The organism is Acinetobacter sp. GQ146 (assembly GCF_059758585.1).
This window is the reverse complement of sequence record NZ_JCAXDV010000003.1, coordinates 375,896-399,051: the sequence shown is the minus strand read 5'-3', so window position 1 is coordinate 399,051 and position 23,156 is coordinate 375,896. Positions and strand designations below refer to the sequence as shown.

Sequence of the window (23,156 nt, the reverse complement as noted above, 5' to 3'; positions counted from 1 at the left end):
CAACTTACGCTTTTGAGTGGGTGTTTTTTAAACTAAATGCGGTATTTTCTTTATTTTTTGAGCATAAAAGGTACAGAAGCCGCTAAATTATCCCATATTTTTTCATTTTGATTTTTCTCCTGCCACTTCAGCGCACGACAATCTACGTATTCACAATAGCCTGACTCACCGCTTTCTTCCCTGGCGTTAATTCTGATTTGGTATTGAAAACTGCCGACATAGCCCGCAGCCAAACCGAATTTAAAATCGCCACGACTTTGTGCCTGTACCTGAATTATATCTCCTCGCTTATTTTGATAATGCCATTCAAACTCACGCGGTAGATACATGCTCTGTCCATTTGGAGTCACAACTTTAGGATAAACACGATGCACATGAAATTGCACATTTGCATCAAACAACTCCGTACGTTCTACATTGGCATATTTGAGATACATACGTGATTGCACAATACGGTTAAAACTGTCCCGTGTTTGCGCCATCAAGAGTTGATCACCATTATGGAGTTGAATAATTTGATAGGTAAAGAATGCCAAAGGCAAATAGGGAAACTGGATGGCACGTGCAAATTCAAACACACCTTGATGTGCAATTTTATAGGTCTGCTCTTTATAGACCAAATGTCCTTCACAATAGCATCGTGTAGACCAGTGCTCTCCCAAGCCCATGCGCATTTTATTAAAGTAACTCACATGTTGAGTCGTATGCACTTGAAGCTGAAAACTTAATTCACTGTCTTCGCGTTGTATTTCTAAGTGTGGCAAATTTCCAGAGATATGCTCAACACTGGAAAATTGCAGTAAATTTTTAGTTAAAAAGCAATCTTGATCAATCGAGTAGCTACGTAACTGTCCAACCATATGCGGACTGCAACTACTGAACAGGATGGCTGTATCTGCAATTGAGGTTTGAATAGCACTGTCATTGCGTAACATCGGTGCATGTGTGGCAGCAAATAAGCCAATGAAATTCAAATAATGTAAAGGAGCTGGCAGATTGGGAAGAATAACCCCGAAGTAAATGAGTTTGTATTGTCTGGTCGGGGCATGAAAATGAAGCTGCGGCTTTTTGAGAGCCAGATTCAATTGTTTGGAGCGATCTAAAAAATCTTGAAACAATTGCATAACCTAGCTCCTCATCACAGCTCAATCCATAATTAACTCACACTCTGCTTGCGAGCTAAAAAGGTGGTAACAAAACCTGAAAGTGCATAAATGATCGAAATCACTAAAATGCCCACAGGAATGTTATAGGTCATTGCCGCCAAAATAAAAACAGCTATCGGCAAGACGGCGAATGGCACTCGACGACGGTCTACTGTTTTAAATGAATAATATTTGATGTTAGAGATCATTAATAATCCAACAGACACAATAATGGCTGCATTCACAATCTGAACACCTAATTCATTCAAATTGAAAATTGCTGGGAAATCACGTCCGACCCAGACCATGGAAATAATCATCACAGCCGCCAAGGGACTGGCAACCCCAATAAAATAACGTTTATCAACCACACCAATTTGTACATTAAAGCGCGCCAAACGGAATGCTGCACAAGCGGTATAAATAAAACAGCAGGCCAAACCAATACGGCCTAAATCATGCAGACTCCAGCTATACATCAGAATTGCAGGCGCAACACCAAATGCCAACAAGTCTGAGAGCGAGTCAAATTGCTCGCCAAAGGCACTTTGCGCACCAATAGCACGGGCGACACGACCATCTAAACCATCAAATAATGCGGCAAGAAAAATCGCATAAATGGCTTGGGTAAAATCACCATTCATACTGGCAATAATAGAATAAAAACCGGACAGCAATGCCGCAGTGGTAATTAAGTTAGGCCACAGATAAATACCACGACGCTTGACCTTATGCCCTTCTTGAGTATGCTCCTCCTCTACAACTTCAAAGGTAATCCCATCGTAGTCATGTTCGGGAGCATTTAACTCTCTTTCAGGTTTCGAGCTGTTTGTCATTGTTTTATATCCTAATCTGCAACCTAACTTATTTTATATTTAGTAATTATTCGCCAACTAACCAACGCACGGCAGCATGACCACCATGTTCTTGCATGCGTAGGTGTGGGAATAACCATTGTAATGCTTCATCGGCATCTTGCGAGAATTTCCATGGTGGGTTAATCACCAATAAACCACAACCATTTAGACCGACTGGCGTATCATCTGGCCATACGCAGACTTCACAGATCAACTGACGGCGAATACCCGTTTTGAACATTTTCTTCTCAAAACGATCAATCATGGCGCGGTCTTTAATTGGATACCAAACAGCGAACACCCCTGTTGGCCATTTTTTATAAGCCGCAACTAAGAGTTCAACCAATTGCGGGAAGTCTTTACGTTCTAATTCATAGGGTGGATCAATCATTACCAAGCCACGCTTTTCTTTCGGAGGAATGACCCCCAATAGACCTTCATAGGCATCGCGCTCATGCAAGCCTGCGCGTTTGTCATGAATGTTATGACGCAATTGCTGAAATACATCACGCTGCATTTCAAAAATGGTGGCTTTATCTACCTCACGCATGCCTTCCAGTGCAAACCACGGTGAACCTGGATATGCACCTTTACCAAAATTCCCCCGCATTTTTTCAACAATTTTTAAATATTGCTGTACGCCTTCAGGCGCAGTACGTTTCACGGAGTCATCCAGTTTAACTAGACGGTGAATACCATTTAAGAACTCACCTGATTTTTGTGCTTCAGAGGTAGATAAGTCATATTTACCTGCACCACCATGCGTATCAACATAGCGATATGGTTTATCTTTTGCATTGAGTCGAGTCAAAAGCTGAAGCAATAACACATGCTTCATGACATCGGCAAAGTTGCCTGCATGGAAATGGTGACGGTAATTCATTGCTGTTTAATTCCTAAAATCAATGGGTATTTTAGCATGAAAAATAGTTTCATTCCGATGGATATGTTGTTCTAGAATAAAGCGGTTCTGTTTTCTTGTTTTGAGTTGTGCTTTTATGCTTGCTTCCAAGCTTCCTATCTCATGGAATATCGATCAAGTCCTAAATGATCTTGATCAACATGGTTTTGCACTGATTGATCAAGCCTACCCTGCTGAATATGTGGCTGATTTGGTGCAGGAATGCAGCTCACACTTAAATCAGTTTCGGGAGGCTGCCATTCAAAATGGAGTGGTCAGTAAAATTCGCAGCGATCATATTTTATGGATTCAACCCGAATTAAGCATTGCCCAACAACATGTCGACACCTTATCGCTCTTGTCTGAAGCACTGAACCAAGCTTTTTATTTCGGTATTCGCGAAGTCGAAGCCCATTTCGCCTGCTACCATGCTGGCGAGTTTTATGCTCTACACCGTGACAATCCACAACAAAAAAATGATCGTGTCATCTCTGTCGTTTACTATCTACATGAAACCTGGCAAGACGACTGGGGTGGTCAGCTGCGCTTGCAAGATAAAAATGCCGAATGGCACATTATTCAACCTCAGCCGAATCGGATTGCGTTATTCCAAAGTGATTTGCTACATGAAGTGATTGAAGCCAAACATCAGCGTTTATCCATTACGGCATGGTTAAGAAGTGGTAACTCCATCTGGTAGACCTTTAAATTCTGCGCACTGACCACATATACCCAACTTCACCCAAGAGGACAGCACCAATGCTTAAAGATGCAAAGCAAATCATTGCACGAATTGGCGAAACTGACCAAATGTATTTGGAAGGTAATACCCCTGATTTAGCTTTAGAACGTGCAGATTTGCGTTTAGCATTAGTGACGCTGAGTCGTGTACGCCAAGAACAATTACATTTCTTACAAGAAGCTATTGTGTTACTGGAGCAAGGGCGGATTGAATTTGAAGAAATGCCGTTACATATGTATTTAAATTTGTCTTTGCATTTGGCCAAAGCCTATATGCTGTATTTTGAAATCACCAAAGAGCTGCGCTTTGCCCTCATTACCCAGCAGATTTTAAAACCGCTGACCGTGCATGAACATGGTGATGTATATTTCTTCCTTGCTTATGCCAGTGCCTGTAAAAATGAAACGGCTTTAAGTCGTCATTGGTTAAAAAAATATAGCCAAACGGCTGAGTTTGATTCTTTCCTATTACATCAACACCCTGCATTTGAGCCGTTCCGTGAAACCTTATGGTTTGTACAACTGACCCAACAAAAATTGCATTAAAAAAACAACCCACTAAAAAGCGCCAATACAGGCGCTTTTTTTATCGGTCACGGGGCAATTAGATTCGCAATTTGCTGACAGTTTTAAGCCATTTGTAATTTAGAGGCATCCATATGCAGTTGTTGGTTGAGTTCATCAATCCAAATCGCCCAATCATCATCCTGAACAAGATGGCTGATCAGAAAATCTCGCTGTGACTTATTCCAAAACGGTGCTTCATGCAAGGACAAATGTGCAGGAAGCTGATGTGTACGCACGTATAACTCTATTGCCGCCAAACTATTGGCTAAACCTAATTGTGAAAACAGTAACTCTAAGGATGGATTGTTCTTCATGATCGCCCTACCCCTTATCAATTCATCTGTAATTTATTATTTAATTAACTTATAAGAATTACACAGACAAAAAAAGAGGCTGTAGAGACTTTGTTGTAGCTTTTTGTGAACTACGAAAAATCACTACAGCCTGTATTAGCCACTAATATTCATGGTTCCAGTATCTTCATGCAGCTGTTCATTTAGGGTGTCAATCACAATGGCCCATTCATCATCTTTGTCCCAGTGACTATGTAGAAACTCTCGCTGCGAATCTGTCCAAAAACTGGCTTGATGTAGCTCGACATCAGCGCCCAATTGATGCTCACGGATAAATTGATCGATATCACTTTCGTTGCCACTTAAACCTAACTGTTCAAATAGCAGTTCTAGGGTGGGTTGTACATCAAACATTATTCTGCCCTCACATTGGTTCTTGTTCTCTTTTCAAGGTAACGGAATGGCACAATAAAATCATTCTGTATATTTTTTCAGCATGTTATTTTTTGTTGATTCTATTCAGCCATAAAAAAAGCACCCTCAAGGAGGATGCTTTTTTAACTTAATCGATGAAGATTAAATTAGTTCACCATGTCAGCAACTGCTGCACGCTCTTCTTCTAACTCATTAAGAGTGAAGTTGATACGCTCACGGCTGAATTCGTCGATTTCAAGACCTTGAACGATTTTGTATTCGCCATTTTCAGTTGTAACAGGGAAACCGAACATTACGCCTTCAGGAATACCATAAGAACCGTCAGAAGGAATACCCATCGTTACCCATTTGCCGTTTGTGCCAAGAGCCCAATCGCGCATGTGGTCGATTGCAGCGTTAGCAGCAGACGCAGCAGAAGACAAACCACGTGCTTCGATGATCGCAGCACCACGTTTACCCACTGTAGGAAGGAATACGTCTTTGTTCCAAGCCGCATCGTTGATTTTGTCTTTTAAGCTTTCGCCGTTTACAGTTGCAAAACGGTAGTCAGCATACATTGTTGGAGAGTGGTTACCCCAAACTGTCATGTTTTCGATGTCAGAAACAGCAACACCCGCTTTTTGAGCAAGTTGAGTTAACGCACGGTTGTGGTCAAGACGTAACATTGCTGTGAAGTTTTTCGCTGGAAGATCTGGAGCAGATTTCATTGCGATGTAAGCATTCGTGTTCGCAGGGTTACCTACGACAAGAACTTTAACGTCACGGCTAGCAACTTCGTTAAGTGCTTGACCTTGACCAATAAAGATTTCGCCGTTCACTTTAAGTAAGTCAGCACGTTCCATACCAGGACCACGTGGACGTGAACCAACCAATAACGCGTAGTCTGCATCTTTAAATGCAACTTTAGGATCATCAGTACCGATCATGCCAGCCAATAATGGGAAAGCACAGTCATCTAATTCCATCATTACGCCTTTAAGCGCAGCTTGAGCTTTCTCAAATGGAACTTCTAACAATTGCAAAATAACGGGTTGGTCTTTACCAAGCATTTCACCGCTAGCGATACGGAATAATAAGCTGTAACCGATTTGACCAGCTGCGCCAGTAACGGCAACGCGAACAGGTTGCTTCATGTAATTATCTCCAATTGAGGATCGTTAATATGATTAAACGGGTCTGTCCGTTTTCATCGAATTATCATAAACGGCAAAGATTGTACTCCAATCCTTAAGGATATGCATAAAAAAGAGCGTCAATTTCAACAAAAGTCTGATAGAAAATATAAATCGCCAGTCACAAAAAAAATTAATATGAACCTTTAATCGTGATCTGGGTTGGGCAATTGCCAATCACGGCAGATGAGCATTGTTTATACTGTCCATTGGTTTTATAACAAACATTGACTTTGGTCAGATAGTTTTCACCCCGATAACTCTGACAGCCTAACTGAATACCGCCATTCGGCAAACGCGGATTCAGACGTAAAAATTGCAATTTGATATGATTTTGCGTCACTGTTTTAGTTTCAGGACTGGACAGTTCCGCAGGAATTTTTAGCCGTTCGGCATAGTTAATAATGGTACGAAAATATTGACTGGCTCCCATTGGCACACAACCACCAATAGAACGCCAAAGTTGTACTCGGGCATTTTCATCGGGCATGACTCTAGCCACCACCTTGGCTTGTAGCGGGGAAAGAGCTGCTGAGCTTGATGTTTCACAATTGCGTTGTGCTGTTTCAGGCAACAGTCCAACAATATTCAGTGAATAGCCTTCCAAGCATTTTCGTTTCTTGCTTCTTTGGCTATCCAACATACACATGGCTGGGGTCATTTGAATTTCCATGACATAACCCAACGGCGTAGAGGGTGATGCGGCATTAGCTGCAAGTGAACAAACAGACCAGCCTAGACCACCGATAAACAGCAGTACTATTTGAATCCCTGTTTGTTGAACTTGTTTAAACCACATCAATGCTAAACCTTTTCGCACATCTATTTTATGGAGTACCACGATACGGGATCAGCTGCATACGATTGGTAATCGACTGTGCACCTTGACCTAACAACACACCATAATGGGTCGCATTGGTCATGACATGTTTGACATAGTCCCGTGTTTCATTCAATGGAATCGATTCAGTATATTGGTCTGCAGCCAGTGGTCGATCATCCGGTTGCCAGCGACGTGCACGATTCGGCCCCGCATTATAGCCCGCTGTTGCCAGCACAGGATTACCGCTTAATTGGCTATTAATCATCGACAGATAGAATGTCCCATAACGAATATTGGTATTCATATCCGTTAACGCGGCAGGATTATAAGTTTCCCCCATCTGCTTCGCAACCAGGCGTGCCGTATCAGGCATAATCTGCATTAAGCCCCCCGCTCCAACATGAGAGCGTGCGCTAGAAACAAAACGGCTTTCCTGACGCATCAGTCCATAGGCCCATGCTGGGTCAATACCCGCATTTTGACTGTGACTCACGACATAGCTTTGGTGCGGCATGGCATAACGGTAAGCGTAGTTATGCTTACGCTCGGTACGGTCCGCCGCATAGATAGCCCGATCATACCAGCCCATGTCCGTTGCCCGTTTAGCGGCAGCCAAAAGCAAACCATCATCATGTTTTAAATAGGCTTGTCGTACCGCCCAATTCCATTCGCGATTGACGTAACTGTCTGGGGCATTCACATTTCGCAAGGTAAAAGCACGATTAAAATGAATATCCTGACTCAAGCGTTGAATATCGCTATTGCTTGGCTGAACATTGGCTGGAATGGAGCTATAGCGCTGTCCAACATGATCTTTCGCCAACAAGTTATGATAATCATCGCCTTGGGCAAGCTTGTGAAATATTTCCTGTGCTGCACGCTTTGACTTGGCATCATTGCGTTGCTCATAAGCACGTGCCAACCAATACTGCCAACGGTCTTCTTGTTTTTGATTGACACTCATGGCATCAATGGCACGAATCACACTTTCCCATGCACCAAAGCGAATGGCTTGACGTGCATAAATTTCAGCTTCTTCTGGGCTAAATGGCAATCCATAACTGGCATCCAGATTATTCAGAACTTCGCGTTTAAAATTATTTTTCATGACTGTGGTGCCACCCACATAGCCCACTGCACGGTACAAAGCTTTTTGTACCTGTTCGGGCATCCCTTGTGCCGCTCGCTGAACAGAGGAAATGGCCGCATCCAAATCACTATCAGCCATGCGACCCATGGCAAAAATTAGGTAGGCTTGATCTTCTGCTGTTGCTTTCGGTGCAGACCAAACATAATTTAAAGGATCGGCCTGAATTTGGTTCAACTGCGCCAAGTTTAAATTCAATCCGAGGGTCTGTGCAGTCGCAACAGCTTGTCCCGACTGTCCTGCCCGTAATAAAACCCATAAACGCTGCTGTTTGTCTTGCTCGGTCATTAACGGGCTAGACAGCATCATGCGTGCCAAGCCGGTACAGGACTCCGGTTGTGAATTGGTGGTCAGCCACACATCTTTATATTCAGCAAATACTAATGCATCCCCAGTTTTGGCCCGAACCTGTGCCACTGCACAGCTCTCGGCTTGATCGGCATTGGTGACATAAGGCAGTACAGGTTGTGCGCTATTGAAATCAGCCTGTTTTACTTTTTCTTCGACATAATCTGCCGCCAATTTTTCCGCCATAGCCGATTGCGGATAACGTCGCGCAAAGTTAATGATATTGTTGGCTGACTGAAAACCCAGATTGGCATTCAAGGTCCAGTATTCTGGGTAATAGCCCAAAACATCATTTTGCATTGATGCCTGATACTGCTGTAACAGTTCAACATTGCCCGAATTCGCGGCTTGTAAGGCATCATTGAATTGTTCATCTGCCGCATAGGCCTGACCCAGCAGACCCATTGAAGCCACACTCCATGCAAGTACGTGATAATAATTTTTTTTATCGAACCACTGATTTAACATACGTGCGCCTTCATCCTGTATTTTTACCTAGTCGACCTAATCTCAATGTGAACACCTCATTCTGCTGCTAGTGTAGATTATTCTCTCAGCATGCTGTTGTTGTGTTGTGTAACCTTCTGATAAGGCAATATTAATTTTCAAACATTTTTGCTTCATAAATCAATATTTTTGCGTTGATATTTAAAGCTGTCCGTTTTTCTGTAAATCCTGCTAAAATATGCGCCTTCATTAATTTTCATCGTGTTTTCTCCTGTTTCCCTGCTCGCCCGTGTTGAAAAACACCATGCCAGCTTAATTCAGAGACAGTGGATACACGTTTCTCCGCTTTACCCTTAGGAGCCTACATGACGGTTCAAACCTTCATTCCAGATGGTGCCAACGCTGCCTCAGAAAACACTGTTACCCAGCCACAGCACACCCCAGCCGACGGTTCAGTTAAAAAACTGTATATCGAAACGCAAGGGTGTCAGATGAATGAGTATGACAGTCATCGTATGGCAGATTTACTTGGCGATTCACATGGTTATGTGCTAACTCAAGATCCGAAAGACGCCGATATTCTACTCATGAATACCTGCTCGATTCGTGAAAAAGCTCAAGAAAAAGTATTTTCCGAGCTGGGCCGTTGGCGCAAACTGAAAGATAAAAATCCTGATTTGATTATTGGTGTGGGTGGTTGTGTTGCCTCGCAAGAAGGTGACAACATTCAAAAGCGTGCCAACTATGTCGACATGATTTTTGGTCCACAAACTTTGCACCGTTTGCCACAAATGCTCGATCAGCATTTTGCACAAATTGAAAAGCCCAAGAAAGACAAAATCAAATTGGTGGATATTTCTTTCCCTGATATTGAGAAATTCGACTTCTTACCAGAGCCGCGCGTTGAAGGTTACAAAGCCTTTGTGTCAATTATGGAAGGTTGTTCAAAATACTGTTCATTCTGTGTCGTGCCCTACACCCGTGGTGAAGAGGTTTCTCGCCCACTGGATGATGTATTGGCAGAAATCGCAACGCTGGCTGAAAAAGGCGTGCGTGAAATCAGCCTCTTAGGTCAGAACGTGAATGGCTACCGTGGCGAAACCTTTGAAGGCAATATCTGCACCTTTGCTGATCTGTTACGTCTAGTCGCAGAAATTCCAGGGATTGGTCGTTTACGTTATACCACCTCGCACCCGCTTGAGTTTAATGACGATTTAATTCAATGCTACCGCGACTTGCCGCAAATGGTTTCACACCTGCATTTACCAGTGCAAAGTGGCTCGAATGCGGTATTACAAGCCATGAAACGTAACCACACCATTGACGTGTATATCGAGAAGATTGCCAAGTTACGCAAAGTTCGTCCAGATATGCATTTATCCAGCGACTTCATCATCGGCTTCCCAGGTGAAACAGATGAGAACTTTGAAGAAACCTATCAATTCATCCAAGATATGGACTTTGACCACTCTTATAGTTTCGTCTACTCAAAACGCCCAGGGACACCTGCATCTGAGCTTGAAGACACTACATCTGAAGATGTGAAAAAAGAGCGTTTAGCGAAGGTACAAAAATGGATTAAGCAATCGAGTATTGAAAAGACTGATGCCATGCTCGGCACCATTCAACGCGTATTAATTGAAAAAGTTTCGGATAAAGATCCGAATTTATTGATTGGTACTGCTGACAACACCCGTTACGTAAGCTTTATCGGGGATGCCGCATGGGTTGGACGTTTCGCAGAGATTGAAATTACCGAAATTAAAACTTTAAATTTTGTTTATGGTGAACTCTTGAATCTTGAGCCTGACGTGGCGTAATGTAAGGGTATAGACCCAAGCTACCATAAAGGAACTCACTTGACTGCAGCGATTCGACGTACAGTAACTTTTCCTGGTATTTCAATGGAGCGTTTAAAGAGCATGCTCGGTGCTTATAACGGTCACTTGAAACAAATCGAACAACGTCTAGATGTCCAAATTTCCCATCGAGGTGATTATTTCTACATCGATGGGGAGATTGATGCAGTCGAGAGAGCCGAGACACTCTTGCAACGTCTGCATGAAGAAGCTGAAACCTCTCAACAAATTACCGCCGACGTCATCCACATGATGATTCAAGGCAGTCAGACTGACCGTGAAATTCAAGCCGATTTTTCTGACAATGAACACACGGGTTTAGAAGATGTCTATCTCCAAACCCGTAAAGGTCGGATTAATCCCCGTGGAGCGAACCAACGCCGCTATGTGCAGCGGATTCTACAAAGTGATATTTCATTTGGTATTGGTCCTGCAGGGACAGGTAAAACTTACCTTGCCGTTGCAGCCGCTGTGGACATGCTCGAACGCAATGAAATTCAAAGGATTTTATTGGTACGTCCAGCAGTCGAAGCCGGTGAAAAACTTGGCTTCCTGCCAGGTGATTTAAGCCAGAAAATCGATCCCTACCTACGCCCTTTGTACGACGCCTTGTATGAAATGCTCGGTTTTGAAAAAGTGGCAAAGTTGATTGAACGTCAGGTGATTGAAGTTGCACCGCTTGCTTATATGCGTGGTCGTACCTTAAATCATTCTTTTGTGATTCTGGATGAAGCACAAAACACCACGCCTGAACAAATGAAAATGTTCCTGACGCGTTTAGGCTTTGGTTCGCGTGCCGTAATTACCGGGGACATCACGCAGGTCGACTTACCGCGTGGTCAGCAATCTGGCCTTGCACATACACTTCGTGTGATTGAAAACATTAAAGAAATTCACATTACCCGCTTCCATTCACGTGATGTGGTGCGTCATCAACTGGTTCAAAAAATCGTAGAAGCTTACGAAGGTTGGGACAGCGAACAACAACGCCTGAGTGCTGAAGCACGTGCAGAGCGCAAAGCCCGTCAAGAAGCGTTAATTGCCGAAAATGATGCCGCTGCGGATGCACAAGATTAACCGCCTTAAGGACTCCTTTTGAAACTTAGCCTCTCCTTACAACAATCGTTTCAGTCACCCGAGTTGGTGCTGAAACGTGCTTATATCAAAAAAGTCGTCGAAACTAGCTTACGTCATATTGATACGCAAAGTGATTGTGAAATCGGTATTGCCTGTGTCGACAATGATAAAAGCCATAAACTTAATCTGGAATATCGTGGCAAAGACAAACCGACCAATGTGTTGTCTTTTCCCAGTGATCTGCCAGATGAGATGGCACAAATCCTTGAGGCATTCCCGATCGGTGACTTGGTGATTTGCATTCCTGTTGTGCTGCAAGAAGCACAAGAGCAAAACAAAGCCGCACTGACACATTTCACTCATATGTTGGTGCATGGCACGTTGCATCTGATGGGCTATGACCATGAAACCTCTGAAGCAGATGCAGAAGAAATGGAAGCCTTGGAAATCGAAATCCTCGCCAAACTGGGCTTTGAAAATCCGTATTTAGAACAAGACTAAATCTTAAAAAGCGAGCCTCGGCTCGCTTTTTTATGTCATCCAGTATCACAGCACTGAGCAAAATCAGAAGGGACAGCGATGAATTATGTGGTTATTTTTAAAGCTAAAACCAAAGCCTTAGATCACGCATATTATGCAACCGCACAATTGCTACGAGAAAAAGCACTCACCCAGTTTAATTGCCAAAAATTTGAAACCATTTCAGAGCAAGATTTTGAAATCGCATTGTCTTATTGGTATAGCTTGAGTGACATTCAAGCATGGCATCAAGATGCAGAACAGCAAGTCGCACAGCAGTTTGCTAAAGAACACTGGTACCAATTCTTTAGTGTCGAGATTTGCAAGGTTGAGCGTCGTTATGCCTTTGTACCCTCATAGGTGTGTATGAGACCCAACAAAAAAGCCCTCAGTGATTCACTTGAGAGCTCAATTTGGTTTAAAGGTTTTTATTTAAATTAATGCACTTCAAACTCTGCTTCAGCAGGATCAAAACGCCAAGTACGTACAATTCTTAATTCCGAAATATCCTTCATTTGACTGTCAAAAGCTGTAAATGGCGCCGCCTTACGCACTGAAGCTTTCGCCGCCTCGTCTAGCAATTCATGCCCTGAACTTTCAATCAAACGGATCGCGCGTATGCCGCCATTACGATTCAGAATCACCATCAAACGTACCTCACCGGCTAAACGCTGTTGCTTGGCCTGCTCTGGATAATAGCGGTTCCCGTAAAATTCGACTTTTTGTCTGAATTTTTCCATATAGGCTGCGGTCACATCTTGCTTGGCCTGAATTCCATCGACCGTTTTAATTTTCTGTTGGCGACTAAAGTTTTGCTGACGTTGCAGATACTGGGCTTCTAAACTGGCAACCATCGCAGCTTTGGCTTGAAACTGGCTATTGAGCTCTTCCATGGCTTTTTTACGGCGATTTTGCTCGGCTTGCTTTTGCCAGCTGAGCGTCGTCATTAAGACTTTTTCTTCAAAATTCAACTCACGCTTTTGTTGTGTCTTTTGCAACGTTTCCATTTGCTGCTCACCCGCACTTTGATCCGTCATAGGTGCAGGCATATCACTCGACATACGATGCGCTTCGCGAAAAGTCCCCGAACCTTGCTGATCGGCCTGTGCCAAAAAGTCAGCATGTTCAATTTTCTGTTCGCTGGGGCGTAAAGTCACGGCAATTTCTTTGACTGTGGCATCTTGTTGTGTCGGTGCCGCGAATTGAATCGCCAAAATCAACACATGTAAAACCAGTGCCAGAATAACCGCTGTTGTAAAAATCGGATCTTTCCACCAAGCGCGCAATAAAGGCGTATAATTTATTCTATTCAGTATCATATGTAAGCGACAAACTGCCTTCCCCAAACTGCATGCACAGTAAAATTTTGACTTGGTTGCTATTATTTTGATAAAACCTGAAGTTCATCAATACAACAGAATCACTGCATTAAAATACTGAAAATGGTGCAATTAATTTTGCTAAACTGCAAGATTGAATTTTTGTATTTTAAATACAATTTGGCAAAATTAATCGAAAGCCTGTAGATTCACTTGCTAGGATGCCTTTATGCAAACGCTACTTTCCAATATTTCTAAACGGCTACATCAAGTGTACCAAAAAGCTGAAGGCTTTATTGAGGATGAGCGCGAATTTCCTCTGTCGCAAGTTTTCCTGAACGCCACCTTTCAGCGCTTTGTGACCGACAATGTGAAAATGCTGAAAGATTTACATGCCGATTTGCATGATGACTGGCTCCGACTATATGCCACTTTAGAATTTAAAGGGCTGTATACCACCCTGTCGGTGGATCTTAAGCTTGTGCAAATGGAAATGAATAAAGACATGCAGCTGATTGTGTTTGAGCAAATCAGTGACACGCAAGTAATCGAAGCCAAATTCCAAAATGTATTTCAAAAAATAGGCTTCAAAGCAGCCCTGTATTTTTATCAAAAAATTCTTAACAAAGATCCGTTGGGCATGATTTTAGAAAAATTGAATGTTATTAAAGTCAAAGATGATTTATTACATTTAGACTTGAACCGCTGGCTCGGTAAGCAACGTTCAATTATTGATACCTTAAGCAAAGTCCATGTCAATCATGCCGTGTTACGTGAAGCTGAATTGGTGGTTTTGGGTAATGTAAATCTGGCTGCCTTGTTTGGCAAAATGTCGGAAGATGAAATTGACGATTGGGCTCACCAAGGCATTCCTGAGACCCAAGTCACACCGATTAAACAAAAAAATAGATAAGCTGACGCTCTGTAAAACAATGTGCTGTAGCCATAAGTAAAAGACTACAGTACAGATACATTTTGCACTGAAAAGCAGATTTTATCTTCATAATGCTGCGGCATAATAAACTGGTGTAATCTTTAGATACACTTATTTCAAACTTCATAGGAACACTTTCAGCAATGGCTAACAATGTTTTAAAAACAATAGCAATGACCACAGGCATTGCCTCTACATTGCTATTTACAGGCTTCTCGAGCCAAGCATTCGCCATGAGTCCATTCCAAGCAAGTTATCAATTTAACTACAATGGCAAAAACATGGGCTCGGCAACTCGTACCTTAAGCAAGTCTGGCAATAACTGGACCTATGTTTTTGCGGCCAAAGCAGGCGCCATCGCCTCTGCTTCTGAAACCAGCCGTTTTAGCTTTAATGCCGGTAAAATCAATTCGAACAGTTTTAGTCGTACCAGCAAAATTTTAGTGCATAACAACACCATGAGCATTAAATTCAACCCAAGTGCGAAAACCATCAACACCAAAAAAGACGATAAAGCGCGCTCTTTTGCTTGGAAGGCAGGTACTCTGGATGAACTCAATGCCGAATTGCAAATTCGTGAGGACTTAAAGGGTGTAGGCATGAAATCGTCATATTTAATTGCCGATGCCAAAGAAGTCGAGTCGCGCCAATTTATTAAACAAGGTTCAGAAAAAGTCAAAACCTCTTACGGTACCTTTGATACCGTGAAAGTGGTGATGAAACATGATAAACCAGGCCGTGATACCACATTCTGGCTTGCACCGAAACTGGATTACCTCCCTGTTAAAGTCAGCCACCAAGATGGAAAGTCTTCTTATGGTTTATTGCTAACTGACTATAAAGGCCCCATGAATTAAGCCATTTTGATGATTTCTACTTGATTTTTTTCAGGTGCTTTTTAAAATACGCTTTTGCTTGAAAAAGCACCTGCCCCTGAGGATTCTCCCGTGCACGCACTAGAACAAAAAATCTTAGCAGAAGGTATCGTTCTCTCTGATCAAGTTCTGAAAGTCGATTCTTTCTTAAATCACCAAATTGACCCAGTTATGATGCAACAGATTGGTCAAGAATTTGCGCGTCTGTTTAAAGATGCGGGCATCACCAAAATCATTACGATTGAAGCTTCAGGAATTGCGCCTGCGGTGATGGCTGGTTTAGAACTCGGCGTGCCTGTGATTTTTGCACGTAAGTATCAGTCTTTAACTTTAAAAGATGACTTATACCGTTCTAAGGTGTTCTCTTTTACTAAACAGATTGAAAGCACCATTGCGATTTCAAACAAACACATCAGTGCGACCGATAAAGTTTTAGTAATTGATGACTTCTTGGCCAATGGTCAAGCCGCTTTAGGTTTGGCTGATTTAATTCATCAAGCCAATGCAGAAGTTGTCGGGATTGGGATTGTGATTGAAAAATCATTCCAGCCTGGTCGTGCTTTATTGTTAGAAAAAGGCTATCGCGTAGAGTCTCTTGCTCGCGTGAAATCTTTGACAAACGGCACAGTCGAGTTTGAACGCGACTAAGCCGCCCAAGCTGATTAAAAAAGAGCGCTATTGCGCTCTTTTTTATGGCAACAATTTTAAGAATAACAACTCGATCTACTTATCCTGACCGGTTTCACAATTTTCCTGAAAAAGTCACAAAAAACACTTACTATAAAAGCCGGGTTTAACCTCGTTATGATCAACCTTCGTGATTCGCCCAGTCACTGACCATAACGCATGCCTGAGTACTGCAAAATAATACCCAATACTGACCATTTAATTCAGAGAACTATGTGTCAATGAACAACAATCACGATGCAGAGCGCGTCTATCCCCCCAGTCAACTCAACCAACTTAGCCACAATCAATATATTCAGTTGCCTGCCAATTTTATTCACGACCTTGCACAAACAGATTCCCTACAAAGTCTTCTCGACAAAATCGCATTTTGGATTTCTCATGTATTTCAGGCCGAACGTACCAGCATCACCCTATACGATGACCATGACTTTCTAAAACTCTATTCCATTTCAGGTAATCATGCGATTCCGCTCAACTTTCAAATGCCAATTCAGAATACCTTCGTTGGACGAGTATTTCGGACCGCCTGCTTGCGAATCTGTGACGATGTAAGCCAGTTTGAGGAACTAGATTGCCAAATGCTGGCCCAACATGGCATGGGGTCTTGTATGGATGCGCCTTTACTGCATAACGGTATTTGCTTGGGAACTTTAAATGTTGCCGATCAGGCCAAGTTCCATTACAGCGAAGAGCAAGCCATGCGCTTACAATGTTTAGCCAACTGGATTGCCCTGAATATTAGATTACATCTGCAAATTCAGGATATGCAAAAACTCACCTCGACCGATGAGCTGACAGGCACATTTAATCGACGCATGTTTGCTCAAGAAAGCGACCAAAATATGCTGCTGTTTTTTAGCAACAATACACCGTTCAGTATTGGAGTGCTTGATATTGATCATTTTAAAACCTTGAATGACTTTTATGGTCATCAGGCTGGGGATTATGTGCTACAGCGCATGTGTGAAAATATTCAAGCCTATTTGGGTGAACATGATTTTCTGGCGCGTATTGGTGGTGAAGAATTTGCCATTATTTTGCCGGCACGTTTCCCGAAAGACGCTGTTAGACTGTTTAAACAACTGCGGATGGCCATTGAAGCGATGCAGCTCCCCTATCAGGAAGAGATTATTTGTTTTACCGTCAGTATTGGTGTTGCTGCCGCACAAACATCGGATCACGATGCAGAAGCCGTATTAAAACGCGCCGATAAAGCCTTATATCAAGCCAAACAAGCAGGACGTAATCGGGTTCATTTTGATCCTCCTGTGTTTAAGGATGCCATCGGACGACTATAAAATACATCAACAGACTTCATGCTCTCTTCATGATTCAGGTCGGTTTGGTCTATTTTTTACAACTCCTATAAACACATCAGTCTGTTTTTTATTTAGAATTTACTCTAGATCCATATACTTACCCTTTTTAGGATAAGTGCAAGCAATACAGGGTTGTCCTGCTTGCCTGTGTGATCTTCATAAAACTATGCTGTGACCCTTTATTTGAAGTTACAGTACGCAAAGGCAAATCATCTATGGAAAATACGATTCTCTGTCCCAAATGTGGCTCTAGCGAAATTGAAAAACGCGACCACGATCAACACCTGAAAAAAGCCAGTGGTCTTTTGCTGGGTTCTGCGGGTGTCGCAGCGGGCACCGTGGGTGGAGCTGCAACAGGAGCTTCGACGGGAGCTGCAATTGGTGCCGTCGCAGGGCCACTCGGTGTGATTGTCGGAGGAACCGTCGGAACCTTTATTGGGGGTATTAGTGTCGGCATTACCGGCGGCTTTTTGGGCAACTATTTTGGCAAAAAAGCGGGCGTCGTGATTGATAAGAATATTTTTCTCGATTTTAAATGTTTAAAATGTAAACATCGCTTCAAAGCACAGGTAGAAAAGTCATAGCAAGCTTATTGCGATGACTTCTGGCAAATTTACAATTTTCCAGCTTAAGCAGACTGTAGTTGCTGCACCATGGTCGCCAAACGGCGGCCCTGCGCCTCACATAAGATTTTCTCATCCTGACTCAATTGCTGGTCATGGCGTGGTCCACTCACATGACTAACACCATAGGGCGTTCCTCCAGTTTTGGTATTCGATAAAGCCGCATGCGCATTGGTCAGCCCCATAATCATCATGCCGTGATGAAACAGGGGGGGCAGCATAGTCAACAACGTACTTTCTTGACCACCATGCATCGACCCAGAAGCCGTAAAGACACACGCAGGCTTGTCATGCAGTGCACCACTTAACCATAAACTGGTGGTTTGATCCCAAAAATATTTCATTTCAGAGGCCATATTGCCAAAGCGGGTGGGCGAACCTAAAGCTAAACCCGAACAATATTGCAGATCTTCCAAACTACAATAAATATCCCCTTCAGCCGGAATACTCGCCTCGGCTTCGGTCACCACTGTGGCTAAATTGGGTACGGTACGAATCTTGACCGCCATCCCTGTTGACTCAACTCCGTTAGCAATTAAATGTGCCATTTCTTTGGTGGAGCCATATTTGCTGTAATATAAAACAAGGACATAAGATTGCATAATCGTGATGTTCTAAGCAGAAAATGAAAACTATACGGTATTTTTCCAACTTTTTGGTTAAGCTTGGGCGTGAATACACTATAAAATGATGAAGAATTGAGACTAGAAACGCATGATAGAAAAGTATTTAGTACGACTGCCTTTTTACAGCAAGACTTGGTTTCAGTTTGTTTTATTTGTCCTTCGACGTTTTGAAGCAGACCGATGCCGTGAACAAGCAGGTTCTCTTACCTATACAACGCTGTTTGCAGTGGTACCCATGCTCACCGTTTTTTTGGTTATTATTTCATCAATAAAAGCATTAGAACCGGCTCGGCAACAACTTCAGCAGTTGATCTACAGTAATTTTTTACCCAAAACCACCATCGCGTTTGACAAAGTCCTGTCCGCATTTACCGATAAATCCAGTAACTTAACCATCATCGGGGTTTTATTTCTCTTTATCACCACAGTGATGATGCTGACCAGCATTGAAAATGTCTTTAATCGGATCTGGCGGGTTAAAGAAAAGCGGGGGGGAATGATTGGTTTTATGCGCTACTGGACCATTATTTCACTAGGTCCGATTATTTTAGGCAGCGCCTTTGTGCTGTCCTCCACCGTGGCCTCCATGAATATTTTGAGCAATAACTTTGCGGGCTATGAAGTTGATGGCGCCTTTCTGCTTTGGCTGATTTCATTTTCGCTGTCTATTTTGGGATTTTTTATCTTGTATTGGACTATTCCCAATCGCAGCGTTCCTGTCAAAGCGGCAATGATTGCAGGCATATTTAGTGCCAGTATTTTTGAATTATTGAAAAACCTGTTTGGGTTTATCATGACCAATTTCACCAGTTACGAAATCATTTATGGTGCATTTGCTGCGCTGCCGATTTTTCTACTGTGGATTTTCTTGTCTTGGAACATTGTGCTGTTAGGGGTAGAAATTAGCTATGCTCTGACCGCCTTCTACACCGGTAAAGAACAGAAACGTCATCCCGTGATTATGCTGCTCGATTTACTCCAGTTGTTTTATCTAAAGCAACAAAGTGGGGAAAGCATGTCCGACAAAGAAGCCTTAGATGTGCTTGGGCGTGAAGAAATTGGACATTGGCCAATTTATGTATTACTGCTCGAACAACAAAACTTGGTCAAGCGCACCGACAATAATGAATATGTCTTGGTTCGTAATCTTACTCAGGTTGATTTCTGGAGCTTTTATAAACAACTCCCCTACACCTTGCCACGCCGAACCGATGTAAAAAATATTCACCCCGATGATCATGAGTGGATGCAACGCATTGGCCCAGCCTTTGAAGAAGCGGATGACTATTTATCGGCAAAACTGGCCATGCCCTTAGCCAGTATTTTTGAACAACGCTAAGTGACTATAAAGATGACCGAGATCACTGCTATTGATCTCGGTACTTTTGCAACTAAACGCTGAACTGCTGCATTTTTTCGGCCGCTCCTCGCACCAGCTTTTGCAATTTTGATTACGTAATTCTCTCAATTCCACGCTATAAAATGATCAAATAAGCATCTAAAATAACAATTAAACCAAATGATAAAATGACTCAAACCACAAGATTTAAAACAAGAACCCCCACAAGTACTGCTTTTGTTAGCGTGATTCAGTTGAGAAATCGCCATGACAGACAAAAAAGAAACCCCGACCATCATTATTGATGAAGACAAGCCCCAACAGGAACAATTCGAGCATCTAAAAGAAAAGCTGCGCTATCAACAAGCGATGCGAGAAAATTCTAAAATTATCGACCATAAGCAGGTTCGTCTCAATATTCAAGCAGATGCTCTCCCGAGTAAAACCTTTTTCATTATGAATGCGTTGGCAGCCATTATTGCTGCCTACGGCTTACTCAGTAACTCTACAGCGGTGGTTATCGGTGCAATGTTGGTGGCGATGATGCTGGGACCGATTGCTGGGATTTCACTGGCCTTGATAGATAGCCGCTGGATATTGTTCAAAACCGCCTTTAAAACCTTGGCGCTCGGCATCATCATGATTTACGGTATTGGCTTTGTAATCGGGATTATTCACCCCAATATTGCCATTACCGATGAAATTTTGGCGCGTACTCACCCCAATTCACTTGATCTCATGATTGCGTTGGCAGGTGGTGCTGCCGGTGCATTTGCCTCGGTCTCACCCCGACTGTCCGTTGCCGTTGTTGGGGTCGCAGTGGCAACCGCTTTGGTTCCCCCTCTGGTGGCCAGCGGTATTTTATTATCCCGAGCTGAATTTACCCTTTCAGCCAATGCCTTTTTACTGACCTTTACCAATATTATTGCTATTCAAGTCAGTTCGGCCATGGTGCTGTGGATTGCAGGCTTTAGACGCGGATCAACCGAAGAAGTCCGAAGCAAATATCTTGAATTTGCGAAACGTAACTGGGTCAGTTTAATCATTCTGCTTATATTGGCCGTCTATCTGACTTTTAACCTAATTTATTCTGTTCAAAATGAACTGTATAAATCCAAAGTTTCCGACCAGCTGGCACAAGAGCTGAACACCGAAACCAATATTATTGATACCGTGCAATTTGACTCCCAACAGGATTTCACCTTAGCCCGAGTGTTCATTCGTGGTGTAGCACCGCCCTCCACCGCAAAAATTGACGAACTCAATCGCAGTATAAGTCCTGACCGAAAAGGACATCCCACCTATGTACAGATTCGCTTTATTCCGGTCCAAATTATTCAAACCCAGCCCACTAAAATTGTTCCCTTAGATATAGCGAAAGCAGAAAAGCCCTCCCTAAAAATATTAAAACAACAGGATGAATCATGAGCAAAGCTTTACTTTTCATGGCAATAATCAGCGCTGGCTTATTACTGGAGACCTCTGTTCAAGCCTGCACCCGAGTGGTCTATCATGGTGATCATCAAAATGTCATGACCGCTCGCTCCATGGACTGGAAAGTCGACGTTGGCACCAATCTATGGATTTTGCCGCAAAACATTTCCCGAAGTGGCTTAGCAGGACCACAATCGATACATTGGAAAGCCAAATATGGCAGTGTGGTAGCTACAGGCTATGACATCTCCACCACCGATGGCGTCAATGAAAAAGGACTTGCTGCAAATTTACTCTGGCTGGTCGAATCGCAATATCCTGAAATTAAAAATAAGACTCAGCCCACCTTGAGTATTTCGCTATGGGCACAATACGTTTTGGACAATTTTGCGACGGTCAAGGAAGCCATTCAAGCCCTAGAAAAAGAACCCTTTATTGTGGTGACCGACCATATTCCTGGGGAAAATCGACTTGCCACCTTGCACCTGTCGCTTTCCGATGCATCGGGGGATAGCGCCATTATTGAATACCTCAATGGCAAGCAAGTGATTCATCATAGTGCTCAATATCAGGTCATGACCAATTCACCAATTTTTGCTGAACAATTGGCATTAAATGAATATTGGAAACAGATTGGCGGAACCACTTTCTTACCTGGCACCAACCGCGCCTCAGATCGTTTTGCCCGTGCTACCTTTTATATTAACGCTATTCCGAAAAATGCCAGTAGCAAACACAGCCTTGCCAGCGTCTTCAGCGTGATTCGCAATGCCTCTGTGCCTTTTGGTCTAAATACCGAAGAAGAACCCAATATTTCATCAACTCGTTGGCGCACGGTTGTTGACCACAAGAATTTGCTATACTTTTTTGAATCGGCAGTTTCACCGAATACCTTCTGGGTCGATTTGAAGACGATTGATTTTAAATCTTCACCTGTCCTGAAACTCGATTTAGGTGCAGATCAAGCCAGAGTTTATGCTGGAGATGCCACGAGACACTTTAAGACAAGCAAAGCATTCCAATTTTTAGGAACAGAATAATGGGCTAAGGCAGTTCATTTTCTTTGGGGAAATACTTTAGCACGACAAGCTATTTATATTTAAAAGGGTTAAACATGAAAAGATTAAACACCGCATTACTTGGATTTGCGACCATACTGGGACTCGCAGGCTGTGCATCTACACCTTCAGCACAAACGCCCAATATTGCCTCTACGGGACTCCTCATTTGTGCACAAAATGAACTTTGCCCTGCAATAAAAGTCACCTGGAACGAGCAAGAACGTAGTAACTTAAAAATTACCGCTTATCTGCCAAGTGCCAAGGAAGACTATGACATTCAGCAGTTTGTCTTCTTAATTGACCAGAAGCCGTATAGTTATACGCCAGCAGCAGCCACCACGCATGAATATATCAACCGCATGGTTCCGCATCGTTCATCGAATTACATTGTGGTTCCGAGTTCATTCTTAAGCACTTTTAAAAATGCCAAAAATATTGAACTGAAATTAGTCACCGATAAAGGCAATATTACCCGTGCCGTCTATCGTAATGGACAAGAATCCTCTGCCTATCGTGCTTTCATCAATTTATATCAGCCTTAATCTGACGCTCAATCAACATAAAAAAAAGCCTGTCATATACAGGCTTTTTTTTATGTTTGTAGC

General features: G+C 42.8%; 25 protein-coding genes. 15 read left to right on the top strand and 10 right to left on the bottom strand.

Going from position 1 to position 23,156, the window contains the following annotated elements; translation table 11 throughout:
- Positions 1–50: 50 nt before the first annotated feature.
- The 3 genes from AC6CHI_RS07990 to AC6CHI_RS07980 are packed head-to-tail and all read right to left on the bottom strand — an operon-like array spanning position 51 to position 2,885.
- Positions 51–1,124: a DUF6670 family protein gene (locus AC6CHI_RS07990; protein WP_498120531.1), complete on the bottom strand. Its 1,074-nt coding sequence runs from the start codon at positions 1,122–1,124 to the stop codon at positions 51–53.
- A gap of 32 nt (positions 1,125–1,156) precedes the next feature.
- Positions 1,157–1,981 (bottom strand): CDP-diacylglycerol--serine O-phosphatidyltransferase, encoded by an 825-nt coding sequence (gene pssA, locus AC6CHI_RS07985; protein ID WP_458891623.1) that lies wholly within the window; start codon positions 1,979–1,981, stop codon positions 1,157–1,159.
- Between the two features lie 46 nt (positions 1,982–2,027).
- Complete coding sequence (locus tag AC6CHI_RS07980) at positions 2,028–2,885, bottom strand: 23S rRNA (adenine(2030)-N(6))-methyltransferase RlmJ (RefSeq protein ID WP_498120529.1); 858 nt, start codon at positions 2,883–2,885, stop codon at positions 2,028–2,030.
- A 115-nt stretch (positions 2,886–3,000) separates the two neighbouring features.
- On the opposite strand from AC6CHI_RS07980, the gene AC6CHI_RS07975 reads away from it, so the two are divergent.
- Positions 3,001–3,603 carry a 2OG-Fe(II) oxygenase gene (locus tag AC6CHI_RS07975; RefSeq protein WP_498120527.1) on the top strand — a complete coding sequence of 201 codons (603 nt, stop codon included), beginning with the start codon at positions 3,001–3,003 and terminating at the stop codon, positions 3,601–3,603.
- A 59-nt stretch (positions 3,604–3,662) separates the two neighbouring features.
- A complete protein-coding gene (locus AC6CHI_RS07970; protein ID WP_498120525.1) occupies positions 3,663–4,190 on the top strand; it encodes a hypothetical protein in 528 nt (175 codons plus the stop codon).
- 83 nt (positions 4,191–4,273) lie between these two features.
- Here the strand turns inward: AC6CHI_RS07970 and AC6CHI_RS07965 are convergent, their stop codons facing one another.
- The 5 genes from AC6CHI_RS07965 to AC6CHI_RS07945 all read right to left on the bottom strand — a co-directional run bounded on the left by AC6CHI_RS07965 (position 4,274) and on the right by AC6CHI_RS07945 (position 8,834).
- Entirely contained in the window at positions 4,274–4,525 is a 252-nt protein-coding gene (locus AC6CHI_RS07965; protein WP_458891627.1) for a DUF2789 family protein, read from the bottom strand.
- A 135-nt stretch (positions 4,526–4,660) separates the two neighbouring features.
- Positions 4,661–4,918: a DUF2789 family protein gene (locus tag AC6CHI_RS07960; RefSeq protein WP_498120523.1), complete on the bottom strand. Its 258-nt coding sequence runs from the start codon at positions 4,916–4,918 to the stop codon at positions 4,661–4,663.
- Positions 4,919–5,085: 167 nt separating this feature from the next.
- Positions 5,086–6,072 (bottom strand): malate dehydrogenase, encoded by a 987-nt coding sequence (locus tag AC6CHI_RS07955; RefSeq protein ID WP_016168548.1) that lies wholly within the window; start codon positions 6,070–6,072, stop codon positions 5,086–5,088.
- Between the two features lie 172 nt (positions 6,073–6,244).
- Positions 6,245–6,910 (bottom strand): ribonuclease T2 family protein, encoded by a 666-nt coding sequence (locus tag AC6CHI_RS07950; RefSeq protein WP_498120521.1) that lies wholly within the window; start codon positions 6,908–6,910, stop codon positions 6,245–6,247.
- A 28-nt stretch (positions 6,911–6,938) separates the two neighbouring features.
- Positions 6,939–8,834 carry a lytic transglycosylase domain-containing protein gene (locus AC6CHI_RS07945; RefSeq protein ID WP_498120561.1) on the bottom strand — a complete coding sequence of 632 codons (1,896 nt, stop codon included), beginning with the start codon at positions 8,832–8,834 and terminating at the stop codon, positions 6,939–6,941.
- A gap of 407 nt (positions 8,835–9,241) precedes the next feature.
- Between AC6CHI_RS07945 and miaB the strand changes: the two genes are divergently transcribed.
- From miaB to AC6CHI_RS07925, 4 genes are all read left to right on the top strand, one after another.
- Positions 9,242–10,696: a tRNA (N6-isopentenyl adenosine(37)-C2)-methylthiotransferase MiaB gene (gene miaB / locus AC6CHI_RS07940; protein WP_498120519.1), complete on the top strand. Its 1,455-nt coding sequence runs from the start codon at positions 9,242–9,244 to the stop codon at positions 10,694–10,696.
- Positions 10,697–10,735: 39 nt separating this feature from the next.
- Positions 10,736–11,812: a PhoH family protein gene (locus AC6CHI_RS07935; RefSeq protein ID WP_100243262.1), complete on the top strand. Its 1,077-nt coding sequence runs from the start codon at positions 10,736–10,738 to the stop codon at positions 11,810–11,812.
- Between the two features lie 18 nt (positions 11,813–11,830).
- A complete protein-coding gene (gene ybeY, locus AC6CHI_RS07930) occupies positions 11,831–12,313 on the top strand; it encodes an rRNA maturation RNase YbeY (RefSeq protein WP_498120517.1) in 483 nt (160 codons plus the stop codon).
- Positions 12,314–12,391: 78 nt separating this feature from the next.
- Positions 12,392–12,691, top strand: a complete 300-nt coding sequence (locus tag AC6CHI_RS07925; RefSeq protein WP_498120515.1) for an antibiotic biosynthesis monooxygenase family protein — start codon at positions 12,392–12,394, stop codon at positions 12,689–12,691.
- 77 nt (positions 12,692–12,768) lie between these two features.
- Here the strand turns inward: AC6CHI_RS07925 and AC6CHI_RS07920 are convergent, their stop codons facing one another.
- Positions 12,769–13,650 (bottom strand): energy transducer TonB, encoded by an 882-nt coding sequence (locus tag AC6CHI_RS07920; RefSeq protein WP_498120513.1) that lies wholly within the window; start codon positions 13,648–13,650, stop codon positions 12,769–12,771.
- A 229-nt stretch (positions 13,651–13,879) separates the two neighbouring features.
- Here AC6CHI_RS07920 and AC6CHI_RS07915 point away from each other — a divergent pair, with 229 nt between their 5' ends.
- The 5 genes from AC6CHI_RS07915 to AC6CHI_RS07895 all read left to right on the top strand — a co-directional run bounded on the left by AC6CHI_RS07915 (position 13,880) and on the right by AC6CHI_RS07895 (position 18,052).
- Positions 13,880–14,563 (top strand): hypothetical protein, encoded by a 684-nt coding sequence (locus tag AC6CHI_RS07915; protein ID WP_458891634.1) that lies wholly within the window; start codon positions 13,880–13,882, stop codon positions 14,561–14,563.
- A gap of 164 nt (positions 14,564–14,727) precedes the next feature.
- Positions 14,728–15,441, top strand: a complete 714-nt coding sequence (locus AC6CHI_RS07910; RefSeq protein WP_498120511.1) for a DUF3108 domain-containing protein — start codon at positions 14,728–14,730, stop codon at positions 15,439–15,441.
- Positions 15,442–15,531: 90 nt separating this feature from the next.
- Entirely contained in the window at positions 15,532–16,107 is a 576-nt protein-coding gene (locus AC6CHI_RS07905; protein ID WP_498120509.1) for a xanthine phosphoribosyltransferase, read from the top strand.
- Positions 16,108–16,367: 260 nt separating this feature from the next.
- The gene (locus AC6CHI_RS07900) at positions 16,368–17,447 is read left to right on the top strand and encodes a sensor domain-containing diguanylate cyclase (protein WP_498120507.1); all 1,080 of its coding nucleotides are present in this window, start codon (positions 16,368–16,370) and stop codon (positions 17,445–17,447) included.
- 236 nt (positions 17,448–17,683) lie between these two features.
- Positions 17,684–18,052, top strand: a complete 369-nt coding sequence (locus AC6CHI_RS07895; protein WP_458891638.1) for a hypothetical protein — start codon at positions 17,684–17,686, stop codon at positions 18,050–18,052.
- Between the two features lie 44 nt (positions 18,053–18,096).
- On the opposite strand, the gene wrbA is transcribed toward AC6CHI_RS07895, so the two are convergent.
- Entirely contained in the window at positions 18,097–18,693 is a 597-nt protein-coding gene (gene wrbA / locus AC6CHI_RS07890; protein WP_498120505.1) for an NAD(P)H:quinone oxidoreductase, read from the bottom strand.
- 112 nt (positions 18,694–18,805) lie between these two features.
- On the opposite strand from wrbA, the gene AC6CHI_RS07885 reads away from it, so the two are divergent.
- The 4 genes from AC6CHI_RS07885 to AC6CHI_RS07870 all read left to right on the top strand — a co-directional run bounded on the left by AC6CHI_RS07885 (position 18,806) and on the right by AC6CHI_RS07870 (position 23,093).
- Positions 18,806–20,056: a YihY family inner membrane protein gene (locus AC6CHI_RS07885; protein ID WP_458891640.1), complete on the top strand. Its 1,251-nt coding sequence runs from the start codon at positions 18,806–18,808 to the stop codon at positions 20,054–20,056.
- A gap of 267 nt (positions 20,057–20,323) precedes the next feature.
- Positions 20,324–21,484, top strand: coding sequence for a TIGR00341 family protein (locus AC6CHI_RS07880; protein WP_458891641.1), 1,161 nt, complete (start codon positions 20,324–20,326; stop codon positions 21,482–21,484).
- A gap of 17 nt (positions 21,485–21,501) precedes the next feature.
- Positions 21,502–22,530 carry a linear amide C-N hydrolase gene (locus AC6CHI_RS07875; protein ID WP_498120503.1) on the top strand — a complete coding sequence of 343 codons (1,029 nt, stop codon included), beginning with the start codon at positions 21,502–21,504 and terminating at the stop codon, positions 22,528–22,530.
- Between the two features lie 74 nt (positions 22,531–22,604).
- Positions 22,605–23,093 (top strand): hypothetical protein, encoded by a 489-nt coding sequence (locus AC6CHI_RS07870; protein ID WP_498120502.1) that lies wholly within the window; start codon positions 22,605–22,607, stop codon positions 23,091–23,093.
- Positions 23,094–23,156: the final 63 nt, after the last annotated feature.

Bases quoted from the DNA above. Each gene is read 5' to 3' on its own strand.
- AC6CHI_RS07990 (WP_498120531.1), bottom strand. From the start codon at position 1,124: ATGCAATTGTTTCAAGATTTTTTAGATCGCTCCAAACAATTGAATCTG.
- pssA (WP_458891623.1), bottom strand. From the start codon at position 1,981: ATGACAAACAGCTCGAAACCTGAAAGAGAGTTAAATGCTCCCGAACAT.
- AC6CHI_RS07980 (WP_498120529.1), bottom strand. From the start codon at position 2,885: ATGAATTACCGTCACCATTTCCATGCAGGCAACTTTGCCGATGTCATG.
- AC6CHI_RS07975 (WP_498120527.1), top strand. From the start codon at position 3,001: ATGCTTGCTTCCAAGCTTCCTATCTCATGGAATATCGATCAAGTCCTA.
- AC6CHI_RS07970 (WP_498120525.1), top strand. From the start codon at position 3,663: ATGCTTAAAGATGCAAAGCAAATCATTGCACGAATTGGCGAAACTGAC.
- AC6CHI_RS07965 (WP_458891627.1), bottom strand. From the start codon at position 4,525: ATGAAGAACAATCCATCCTTAGAGTTACTGTTTTCACAATTAGGTTTA.
- AC6CHI_RS07960 (WP_498120523.1), bottom strand. From the start codon at position 4,918: ATGTTTGATGTACAACCCACCCTAGAACTGCTATTTGAACAGTTAGGT.
- AC6CHI_RS07955 (WP_016168548.1), bottom strand. From the start codon at position 6,072: ATGAAGCAACCTGTTCGCGTTGCCGTTACTGGCGCAGCTGGTCAAATC.
- AC6CHI_RS07950 (WP_498120521.1), bottom strand. From the start codon at position 6,910: ATGTGGTTTAAACAAGTTCAACAAACAGGGATTCAAATAGTACTGCTG.
- AC6CHI_RS07945 (WP_498120561.1), bottom strand. From the start codon at position 8,834: ATGGGTCTGCTGGGTCAGGCCTATGCGGCAGATGAACAATTCAATGAT.
- miaB (WP_498120519.1), top strand. From the start codon at position 9,242: ATGACGGTTCAAACCTTCATTCCAGATGGTGCCAACGCTGCCTCAGAA.
- AC6CHI_RS07925 (WP_498120515.1), top strand. From the start codon at position 12,392: ATGAATTATGTGGTTATTTTTAAAGCTAAAACCAAAGCCTTAGATCAC.
- AC6CHI_RS07920 (WP_498120513.1), bottom strand. From the start codon at position 13,650: ATGATACTGAATAGAATAAATTATACGCCTTTATTGCGCGCTTGGTGG.
- AC6CHI_RS07915 (WP_458891634.1), top strand. From the start codon at position 13,880: ATGCAAACGCTACTTTCCAATATTTCTAAACGGCTACATCAAGTGTAC.
- AC6CHI_RS07910 (WP_498120511.1), top strand. From the start codon at position 14,728: ATGGCTAACAATGTTTTAAAAACAATAGCAATGACCACAGGCATTGCC.
- AC6CHI_RS07900 (WP_498120507.1), top strand. From the start codon at position 16,368: ATGAACAACAATCACGATGCAGAGCGCGTCTATCCCCCCAGTCAACTC.
- AC6CHI_RS07895 (WP_458891638.1), top strand. From the start codon at position 17,684: ATGGAAAATACGATTCTCTGTCCCAAATGTGGCTCTAGCGAAATTGAA.
- wrbA (WP_498120505.1), bottom strand. From the start codon at position 18,693: ATGCAATCTTATGTCCTTGTTTTATATTACAGCAAATATGGCTCCACC.
- AC6CHI_RS07885 (WP_458891640.1), top strand. From the start codon at position 18,806: ATGATAGAAAAGTATTTAGTACGACTGCCTTTTTACAGCAAGACTTGG.
- AC6CHI_RS07880 (WP_458891641.1), top strand. From the start codon at position 20,324: ATGACAGACAAAAAAGAAACCCCGACCATCATTATTGATGAAGACAAG.
- AC6CHI_RS07875 (WP_498120503.1), top strand. From the start codon at position 21,502: ATGGCAATAATCAGCGCTGGCTTATTACTGGAGACCTCTGTTCAAGCC.
- AC6CHI_RS07870 (WP_498120502.1), top strand. From the start codon at position 22,605: ATGAAAAGATTAAACACCGCATTACTTGGATTTGCGACCATACTGGGA.